Genomic DNA, 7,202 nt, shown 5'->3' on the forward strand with positions numbered 1-7,202 from the left:
ACCCGCGACGGCGAGGACGAGTTCGCCGTCGAGTGGCGCGCCGTCACCGACGAGTACGGCGACGTCCTGGGCCAGCCGGTCACGGGCGTCCAGCAGGGCGCGACCGTGCCGAACGAGACCGGCGAGGCCGACCCCGTGCGTTACGTGAAGTTCGAGCGCGGCATCATCGTCTCCTCCCTGGCCACCGGCACCCACGCCATCTGGGAAGAGGTCGCCGAGGCCTGGGCGAAGCAGGGCTTCGAGATCGGCCGCCTCGGCGCGCCGACCACCACCCAGGCCCCGAACTGGGGCGCCGACCGCGCCGATTTCCAGGGCGGCAGCATCACCCGCGACGGCGTCACCCGCGCGGTCAACGTCGCCTACGCGTAGTCGGTCCGGGCAGGGCGGCCACTCAAGCGCTAACCCACCTTGAATGCCTTCACCCACCCGTTGCAGCGGGTGGGTTACGGCATTCAAGGTGGGTTAACGCGTTGGCGGGATCGGCCGCTTTTCGCTTTACGACGTCCCGCCGGCCCGCCCCGAAGCCGGCACGTCGATGCGGGCGGCGTGTTCCGCGGCGCGGTGCATGATCTCCTCGAGCGGGCCGCGCCGGTGACCGGCTTTCCAGGCGACGGCGAACAGCATCGCGGCGATGATCGACGCGATCAGCCACGTCTCCGGCTCCACCTCCGCGATGGCGGGGACGGCCAGGCCGGCGAGGTCGATGACGGGGAAGCCGACCACGTGGGCGACGTAGACGGTCAACGACATCGACCCCATCATCCGCAGCGGATGCAGCGCGGCCGCACCGATACGCGTCCGGCCGACCATGAGCAGCACCGCGATCGCGGCGAGTGACGCGGCGGCGGCTCCGACGACGTCGAAAAGCCCCGCCGCATGCGCCGAACCATCGACGAAGGCGCCCAGCAACCGCTCCCCCGTGCCCATCCCCGCCCCGGACGCGGCTGCTCCAGACTCGGCTGCTTCGAGCGCAGTGCCGGGGACCGCGGGGAGCTCGGGATCCAGGGCGGCGTCGACGATCGGCGGGCCGACGCTCGCCGCCCAGTTCACGCCGCCCACCCCGTCGTCCCACGCCACGTCGAGGTCCGCGCCGCTCACGCCGACGCCGAGGGCCGGCACCAACGCGCTCCAGAGGAATCCCGCTGCCAACGCCACGACGGCCCCCGCCGTCGCCACCCACGGCCACCGCGCGGGAAAGCGCAGCACCAGGCGGTGGATCAGCAGCCCGACGAGGCCGTAGAACGCCCACGCGGTGAGCGGGTACGTGAACACGATGGCGTCGCGGACCGTGGGGTTGGTCACCAGCTCCGGGAACACCCGCGCCGGCGCCATCACCAGCGGGCCGAGCACCGCCAGCGCCGCCGCGACGCCGGCCACGGTCGTCGTCCGCGCCGTGACCAGCGGCAACACGACCAGGAACATCGCGCCCATGGGCACGAGCACCACCATCACTTCGCTCTGCAGCGATGCCAGCACCAGGCCCAGCGCGATGAGGATCACCGCCCGCGCCCCCAGCCGCATCCGCGACCGCAGCAGCTCCACTCCCCCGGCCGCCACGCCCTTGCGGGCGATGATGCCGATGGACACGCCCGCCAGCACCGCGAACAGCGCCGACGGGTAGCCGTTGACGACGGCGGGCCACGTCGCGGGCTCGGCAAGCGCGGGCCGTCCGGCCCACGGTCCGAGGTGCGCGGCCATCATGCCGATGATCGCCACCGCCCGCGCGATGTCCAGGCCGTGGATGCGCGGCGAGGTCGGCCTCCCGGTCGGCTCCGGGGAATGGGGATGGGTCACGGGAGGGCCGGGACGTCGTGAAGCAATCGCGTGCGTGGCGCCGGCGACCTAGTGGCCGCGCTCCTGCTCGAGAGCCGCCCCCTCGGTGAAGTGCGGCACCAGCTTGTTGTCCACCATGGTCAGCGCCGACGCGATGGCCATGTGCATGTCCAGGTACTGGTACGTGCCCAGACGGCCGCCGAACAGCACCTTGTTGTCGCGGGCCTCGGCGGCCGCGCGCTCGCGGTACTTGGCCAGCATGTCGCGGTCGTCCGGCGTGTTGATGGGGTAGTACGGCTCGTCGTCGCCCTCCGCGAAGCGCGAGTACTCCTTCATGATGACCGTCTTGTCGGCCGGGTACTCGCCGCGCTCCGGGTGGAAGTGACGGAACTCGTGGATGCGGGTGTAGGGGACCTCGGCGTCGTTGTAGTTCATCACCGGCGTGCCCTGGAAGTCGCCGGTCGGCAGCACCTCGGTCTCGAAATCAAGCGTGCGCCAACCGAGCCGGCCCTCCGAGTAGTCGAAGTAGCGGTCCAGCGGCCCGGTGTAGACCACGGGCGCGTCGGGGCTGGCGGCGCGGAGCTCGTCGCGGACGTCGAACCAGTCGGTGTCGGTGACCACGTCGATGAGCTCGTGGTCGGCCATGTTCTCCAGCCACTTGGTGTAGCCCTCGACGGGCAGGCCCTCGTAGGCGTCGTTGAAGTAGCGGTTGTTGAACGTGTACCGCACCGGCAGGCGGGTGATGTTCGACGCCGGCAGGTTCTTCGGGTCGGTCTGCCACTGCTTGGCGGTGTAGTCGCGCACGAACGCCTCGTAGAGGGGGCGGCCGATCAGCGAAATCGCCTTCTCCTCCATGTTCTCGGCGGCGTCGGCGTCGATCTCGGAGGCCTGCTCGCGGATCAGGGCGCGGGCGTCGTCCGGGCTGTAGTACTTGCCGAAGAACTGCGTGATCAGGCCCAGGCCCATCGGGAACTGGTACGCGGTGCCCTTGTGCATGGCGAACACGCGGTGCTGGTAGCCCGTGAAGTCGGTGAAGCGGTTGACGTAGTCCCACACGCGCTGGTTGGAGGTGTGGAACAGGTGCGCGCCGTACTTGTGCACCTCGATGCCGGTTTCCGGCTCGGCCTCGGAGTAGGCGTTGCCGCCGATGTGGTCGCGCCGCTCGACGACGAGCACCCGCTTGCCCAGCTGCTCGGCCATGCGCTCCGCGACGGTCAGCCCGAAGAATCCGGAGCCGACGACGAAAAGGTCATACGTGGTGTCAGTGTTCACGGTCGCCAGCATAGGGCGTGGGCCGGACGGGATCACGGTGGCGGGCCGGGTGTGGCGGGCTCCGGCGAGCGATGGGCGGGCCATTGCTTTGCGACGCCCACGTGAAGCGTGGAGGGGCTTCCACATGGTGTGACGTGCACCCCTGTCACGTCAACAACTATGGACAACTCTCGTAACATTGGTAACATTCGTAACTGATTGCACATCCGTCACAGCTCTCGCCTGCCCGAAACTCGCATGACCTGCGAAAAGCGGGCCGGCGCGGGTGCGGCGGACGTCCTGCACCCGAACTCTGGAGTCATTACCTTGTTGAATCGACGACGCATCAGCGCCCAGTCCGGCGCGCGGAAGCCGCTGATTTTCGGCGTGGTTTCCGCGCTCATCGCCGCGCCGCTCGTCGCTCTCGGCGGCACCGCGGCCATCGACCTCGTCGAAGACGACGGCCGTGGGCCGATCGACGCGCTCATCGACAAGGTCGCCCTGTCCACCGGCTCATCCGTGCTGGTGGAGGACGCGGCCATCGCGACCCAGTCCGTGGTCGACGAACAGCACCCGAGCCGCGGCGTGGTCAAGGAACTCCGCCGCGACGAGGAGTTCTCCATGTTCGCGCTGACCTGGACGGGTTCCGCGGACGTGGCCAGCTACTTCCGCGCCCTGCGCCCGGACGGCACCTGGTCGGAGTGGTACGGCGCCGAGCCCCACTACCCCGCCGATGGCGAGGGCAACGGCCTCAACGGGACCGAGCTCGTCTACGTCGAGCCGACCACCGCCGTGCAGATCTCCACCCACGGCCTCAACGTCTTCGGACCCGGCTCCGGCGTCACCGTCGACGACATCGAGGGCTCGGGCAACCTGACGGACGAGCAGCGCAACCGCCTCGCAGACTTCCTCGGCGCGGGCAGCTCCGGCGGCGACGCGGGCGAGACCGGCGACGTGACCGGCAGCTCCGAGGGCCAGGACGATGCCGCCAACACTCCCGCGGGCGGATCCACCGAGGACGGCGGCCTGCCGGGCGGCGCCGGCAGCCTGGGCGACCAGAGCGAGCCGACCGAGATCGGCGAGGGTTCCTCCGGCGTGCGCGCCCGCGACATCAAGGAGTCGGAGGGCGCCAGCGGCGTCACGGCCAACGACCTTGACGAATGGTGGGACATCGAGGCCGTCAACGACGAGGCCGCACTTGACGACGTCGAGGCCGTGTTCATCGACGGCAACGCCCAGGAGGGCGACGCCATCGACCCGATCGTCGACGCGAAGAACATCACGGGCATGCCGCGCGTGATAACCCGCGCCGGCTGGGGCGCCAACGAGAACGCTCGCTGCCGCAATGCGACGTACGACGATTCGGTGAAGGCGACGACCGTCCACCACACCGCCGGCTCGAACAACTACACCGAGGCGCAGGCGGCGGGCATCGTCCGCGGCGTGTACCAGTACCACGCCCAGACGCTGGGCTGGTGCGACGTGGGCTACAACGCGATGGTCGACAAGTACGGCAACATCTACGAGGGCCGGTACGGCGGCCTGGACAAGAACGTCCAGGGCGCGCACGCGGGCGGCTTCAACAAGAACACGTGGGGCATCTCGATGATGGGCGACTACTCGTCCGTCCAGCCGACCCAGGCGATGATCAACTCCGTGGGCAACATGCTCGGCTGGCGGCACAAGGTCGCCGGCGTCGCGCCGAAGGGCACCACGACGCTGACCTCCGCCGGTTCGTCGTACACCAAGTACTCGTACGGCACGCAGGTGAAGCTGCCGAACATCTTCGCGCACCGCGACGTGGGCAACACCACGTGCCCGGGCAACGCGGGCTACGCGCAGATGGACAACATCCGCAGCATCGCCGACAAGAAGTTCAAGTCCCTGACCGGCGGCAACGTGAACAACGAGACGCCGGCCGGCGACACCGGCATCAAGATCGACGTGCCCGGCCGCGACGGCATCGGCACCGGCGTGACCCCGGGCACCGGCAACAACACCGGTGGCAACAACACGGGGACCACCCCGAAGCCCGGCAACACCGGCGGCAACACCGGCACGACCCCGAAGCCGGGCAATACCGGCGGCAACACCGGCACCTCGCCGAAGCCCGGCAACACCGGCGGCAACACCGGCACCACCCCGGGCACCGGCAATACGGGCGGCAACAACACCGGCGGTGCGGGCACGGGCACGACGCCGGGAACCGAGGAGTCGGGCTCCATTTCCGAGGATGACGCCCTGACCGTCATCTCTGGCGCGCGTTCCATCCTCGCCGCGGCCTTCGGTGTGCTGGGCACGCCGGGCCTGGGCCAGTCGGCCGACGCGATCTTCGCGGCCGTCGGCAAGTCCATCGAGGAAGGCCCGTCCGTCGACGACATCCCGGTGCTCGTGGAGAAGATCCTGGAGATCGACGAGGAGAACGACCTCGCCGCCGAGTGGCAGAGCGTCGTCGAAACGTTCGGTGATGTCCTGGGCGAGGCGCAGACCGGAATCCAGACCGGCGCCACGGTCGCGAACCCGCAGGGCCGCGCGGACACGCTGCGCTACGTGAAGTTCGACAACGGCATCATCACCGACTCCGAGACCACCGGTTCGGTCGCGCTGTGGGACGAGATCGCCGATGCCTGGGCCAAGCAGGGCTTCGAGGTCGGCGAGCTCGGTGCCCCGACGTCGACGCAGTCCGTCGAGGGCGGCGTCGAGAAGGCCGAGTTCCAGGGCGGCACCATCACCTTCGATCCGGCCACCGGCGAGGTGAAGGTCGACCTGAAGTAGCCGCACCGGCCGGCCGCCATTCCGGCGGCGCCGGCGCATGACGCGGGCGGGGCGTGCATCGGTTTAGACCGGTGCGCGCCCCGCCTTTTCGCGCACGCCTTTCGTTCCCCGCCTTTCGTGCCCCGCCCCTCCGTGCCTCCGGATGGGGCGCTGCCCGGTGGTCGTCGCAAAGCAGCTTTACGACGCCCGCCGCTAGAACCAGCGCTCGAGCACCCGCGCGACGCCGTCGTCGTCGTTGGCGGCGGTGACCTCGTCCGCGGCCTCCCGCACCGCCGGCACCGCGTTGCCCATGGCCACGCCGAGGCCGGCCCAGCGCAGCATCTCGATGTCGTTGGGCATGTCGCCGAAGCACACGACGTCGGCGGCGGTCGCGCCGACCAACCCCGCGAGCTCCTCCAGCCCGGCGCGCTTGGTCACGCCCGGCGCGGAGACCTCGATGAGCCCCTCGGGCATGGAGTACGTCACGTGCGCGAGGTCGGCGGGGATGTGGGGCGCGATGATCGAATGCAGCTCCGCGCTGGCCATGCCCGGGTTGCTGAGCAGCATTTTCGTCGCCGGCTCGGACATCATCTCGATTTCCTCGCAGATGCCGTGCTCGGTCGACTCCCATGCGTGGGCGTAGGCGGGCCCGACGACGAACAGCTCGTCGGACGGGTCCAGCGCCGACCGCCCGGCGCGCTCGACGGCGACGCCCACCGGCCCGACGTCGGCCATGGCCGATCGCGCGATGGCCACGACCTCCGCCTGCACGTCGGACGGCAGGCTGTGGTCGGCGAGGACGACGTCGCGCCCGGAGTCGTACAGCACCGCCCCGTTGCCGCAGACGCACACGGGCCGCACGGGCAGCTGCTCCAGCACCGGCTGCAGCCAGCGCGCGGGGCGGCCGGTGGCCAGGGTCAGGGGCACGCCGCGGCGGATCATGCGGGAGATCGCCGACTTCAGGCGCGGCGACACGCGATCCCTCGAATCCAGCAGGGTGCCGTCGATGTCGGAGGCGACGAGCAGCGGGGGCAGGTCCTTCTTGCTTTGCGACGTCCCCCCGCCACCCGATGCGGCCGCCGCGTCGGGGCTGCGGGGAACCTCGGTGGTCACGTCGGGTCAGCGCTCCCGGGGTTCGGTGGGGGAACCGTCGGCGGCGGAACCGTTGCCGTTGGCACGGTTGCCGTTGCCGTTGCCGTTTCCGCCGCCATCGCCGAATCCGCCGTCGCCGTCACCGCCGCGACCGGCGGCATCGTCGTTCTTGACGTCGCCGATGGGCTCCTTGCCCTCGGCGATCAGCTTCGCGTCACGCTTGGCGATGCGCTCCAGCCGCAGTTTCTCGTCCATCTCGTTGGCTTCCTCCAGCGTCGGCGCGGAACCGCCGAGGGAGGCGGGCATCCAGTAGGCGCCGGGGGCGTCGCCGT

Annotated in this window: 4 protein-coding genes and 2 pseudogenes; 2 read left to right on the top strand and 4 right to left on the bottom strand. The window is 70.3% G+C overall.

Annotation, left to right across the window (positions count from 1 at the left end):
* Positions 1-369 (top strand): annotated as a pseudogene (locus GX015_RS04635) (hypothetical protein); the annotation flags it as partial.
* Positions 370-495: 126 nt separating this feature from the next.
* Here the strand turns inward: GX015_RS04635 and GX015_RS04640 are convergent.
* The gene (locus GX015_RS04640) at positions 496-1,794 is read right to left on the bottom strand and encodes a DUF418 domain-containing protein (RefSeq protein WP_291343157.1); all 1,299 of its coding nucleotides are present in this window, start codon (positions 1,792-1,794) and stop codon (positions 496-498) included.
* A gap of 48 nt (positions 1,795-1,842) precedes the next feature.
* Entirely contained in the window at positions 1,843-3,045 is a 1,203-nt protein-coding gene (gene glf / locus GX015_RS04645) for a UDP-galactopyranose mutase (protein WP_291343158.1), read from the bottom strand.
* Positions 3,046-3,282: 237 nt separating this feature from the next.
* Between glf and GX015_RS04650 the strand changes: the two genes are divergently transcribed.
* Positions 3,283-5,799, top strand: coding sequence for an N-acetylmuramoyl-L-alanine amidase (locus GX015_RS04650; RefSeq protein WP_291343159.1), 2,517 nt, complete (start codon positions 3,283-3,285; stop codon positions 5,797-5,799).
* Positions 5,800-5,991: 192 nt separating this feature from the next.
* Here the strand turns inward: GX015_RS04650 and GX015_RS04655 are convergent, their stop codons facing one another.
* Positions 5,992-6,813, bottom strand: a complete 822-nt coding sequence (locus GX015_RS04655; protein WP_291343160.1) for an HAD family hydrolase — start codon at positions 6,811-6,813, stop codon at positions 5,992-5,994.
* An 84-nt stretch (positions 6,814-6,897) separates the two neighbouring features.
* Positions 6,898-7,202: pseudogene (locus tag GX015_RS04660) on the bottom strand (hypothetical protein); the annotation flags it as partial.

Origin of the sequence: Corynebacterium sp. (genome assembly GCF_012837295.1) — a bacterium.
GTDB lineage: Bacteria > Actinomycetota > Actinomycetes > Mycobacteriales > Mycobacteriaceae > Corynebacterium.